The sequence below is a fragment of the Alcanivorax sp. HI0083 genome (genome assembly GCF_001635175.1).
The window spans coordinates 1-2,860 of sequence record NZ_LWFX01000528.1; the positions used below are offsets into that span (position 1 = coordinate 1).

The 2,860-nt window shown below is 59.6% G+C and carries 3 protein-coding genes; all 3 read left to right on the plus strand.

What is annotated here, in order from left to right:
- On the plus strand, positions 1-903 hold a 903-nt coding region (gene miaA, locus A3754_RS05440), incomplete at its 5' end, for a tRNA (adenosine(37)-N6)-dimethylallyltransferase MiaA (protein WP_231880501.1).
- A gap of 246 nt (positions 904-1,149) precedes the next feature.
- Positions 1,150-1,437: an RNA chaperone Hfq gene (hfq, locus tag A3754_RS05445; protein ID WP_063519029.1), complete on the plus strand. Its 288-nt coding sequence runs from the start codon at positions 1,150-1,152 to the stop codon at positions 1,435-1,437.
- Positions 1,438-1,790: 353 nt separating this feature from the next.
- The coding region (gene hflX / locus A3754_RS05450) for a ribosome rescue GTPase HflX (RefSeq protein WP_063519030.1) at positions 1,791-2,860 on the plus strand (1,070 nt) is incomplete at its 3' end.

The following is a 2,860-nucleotide window of genomic DNA, read 5'->3' on the forward strand; positions in this document are numbered from 1 at the left end:
TCCCTGCCCATCGAAATCATCAATGTGGACTCGGCGCTGGTCTATCAGGGCTTGAATATCGGTGCGGCCCGCCCCACTGAAGAAGAACTGGCATTGGCGCCGCACCGGTTGCTGGGCTTTCGTGATCTGACCGAGCCCTATTCCGCTGCGGATTTTCGCGCTGATGCCCTCGCTCAGATTGAACAGATCCACGCCAACGGCAAATTGCCGTTGCTGGTGGGCGGCACGGTGCTGTATTTCAAGGCCCTGGTGGAGGGGCTGGCACCGTTGCCGGAAGCGGACCTGCGGGTGCGGGCGGAGATTGCGGCCCTGGCCGAGGCGCAGGGCTGGCCGGCGGTGCATCAGGCGCTGGCCGAGGTGGACCCGGTGACTGCAGCGCGGCTCAAGCCTACGGACCGGCAGCGGTTGCAGCGGGCGCTGGAAGTGTTTCGCCTCACCGGTCGGCCGTTGTCGGCGTTTCATGCGGAACATCATACAACTGTCATAAAGAACCGGGATGGTTTAAGTCAGTTCAGCGGATTACCGTATCCGGTGCTTAGCATGGCGCTGGCCCCGCAGGACAGGGCCTGGCTGCATGAGCAGATTGCCTTGCGTTTTCGGGCCATGCTGGACTCCGGTTTGCTGGCCGAAGTGGAAGGGCTGCGCCAGCAGCCACAGCTGCATCCGGACTTGCCGGGCATCCGGGCGGTGGGCTATCGCCAGGTGTGGGAGTATCTGGACGGCCAGTATGATTACGACACCATGGTGGAGCGGGGTATTATCGCCACCCGCCAGCTGGCCAAACGCCAGTTCACCTGGTTGCGAAAATGGCCGGATCTGCAGTGGTTCGACAGTAATGATCTGTCACAGCGAAAGGCGCTGTTTGGGCAGCTTGCGAAGATCTGTAAATCTGTGTTTAGTTAGCCCTGAAAGCATGCGTTTTGGTTTATAATGCAATGACTGCATAGGTCTGCGACGTTACTCGGGAATGGTGTCGCGGCCATGGATGGGTCGGGACCCGGAACCTTTTGTGTGGGTTGTTGACAAAAATTTGCCCGGTGGCGCACCGGGCGGAGGCAGTGGCCGTTTGGGACGGTTTCGCTGCTGCATCGCGCTGATTGCCCGAAGTGTTGGGCGCTACTTTTTACTGATATTTCAAGGAGATCTACCATGTCAAAGGGGCACTCGCTACAAGACCCTTTCCTGAACGCGCTGCGCAAGGAGCGTATTCCGGTTTCTATTTTCCTGGTGAACGGCATAAAGTTGCAGGGGCAGATTGAGTCTTTTGACCAATATGTCGTGCTGCTGAAAAATGCAGTCAGCCAGATGGTGTACAAGCACGCAATTTCTACCGTGGTGCCGGCCCGTAACCCTCGTGCAACGGGTAATCCGGCCATGGCTGCAGGTGCGGGTGCTGCGGGTGCTCCGGCTGCAGATGAAGGCTACGGCAATCAGTAACACTGCCTGCTTCGCCTGATGGGGTGTCGCTGTAAAGCCCCAGACAGAGCCACCTTCGGGTGGCTCTGTGCGTTGTGCGCTGAGCTTCTTGGGAAGCCCCTGAAAATACGGGCTCCATTGTGGGAAGCCATGTTGGGTGCCGTGGACAAGGGGGCGATAACCATTCGGGTTGTATGGTCTCTGCGTCAGGCATTCGACATTGAGCGGTCGGCAAGCTGTCAGCGGTTCACGACAAGCAATCAAATGGCAGGAGGGTGTTGTTCACTCTAATCCACGAAGAACCTGTGCATTTCCTGCCTTTCCACCATCATCCTGGTTTAAACTAGGGCCACCTGTCCCCATATCCGGATCTTATGGAATTATTTGATCGTACAGAGCAAACACGTACCGAAGCGGGTGAGCGGGCGATTCTGGTTCATCTGGAGCTGCCCGATGCCATGGGGCGTGAGGATCTGGACGAATTTCATCACCTGGTGACCTCCAGCGGCGTGCAGCCGGTGGCCGAGTTGACCGGCAAGCGCGACCGCCCGGACCCGGCCCTGTTTATCGGCACCGGCAAAACCGACGAGTTGGCCGCCATGGTGAGCGAGTACAACGCTGACGTGGTGCTGTTCAATCATGCACTGAGCCCGGGCCAGGAACGTAACCTGGAACGGGTGGTGAAATGCCGGGTGCTGGATCGTACCGGGTTGATTCTCGATATTTTCGCCCAGCGGGCGCGCACCCACGAGGGGCGCTTGCAGGTTGAGCTGGCGCAGTTGCGTCATTTGTCATCCCGCCTGGTGCGGGGCTGGACCCACCTGGAGCGCCAAAAAGGCGGTATCGGCCTGCGTGGCCCGGGTGAGACCCAGCTGGAAACGGACCGCCGTTTATTACGTGACCGTATTCGTGGGATCGAATCGCGCCTGGACAAGGTCCGTAAGCAGCGCGCTCAAGGCCGCCGGGCACGACAGCGCTCGGAAACCCCGCTGATTTCCCTGGTGGGCTACACCAATGCGGGGAAATCCACCCTGTTCAATGCCATTACTACTGGTGATGTCTATGTGGCGGACCAGTTGTTTGCCACCCTGGACCCGACCCTGCGCAAGGTGAAGGTGCCGGGCGTCGGCCCCGCCATTCTGGCGGACACCGTGGGCTTTATCCGTCACCTGCCGCACCGGCTGGTGCAGGCATTCCGGGCCACCCTGGAAGAAACGGTCAACGCCACCCTGCTGCTGCATGTGACCGATTGCAGCGCGGAAGAGCGCGACAGCAATGTCGCTGCCGTCGATGAAGTGCTGGAAGAAATCGGTGGTGACAAGCTGCCGGTGCTGCATGTCTATAACAAGGTCGATAACCTGGACCAGGCCCCGCGCATTGAGCGAGACGAGCATGGCCAGCCCTGGCGTGTGTGGATTTCTGCCCAGACCGGCGACGGGTTTGA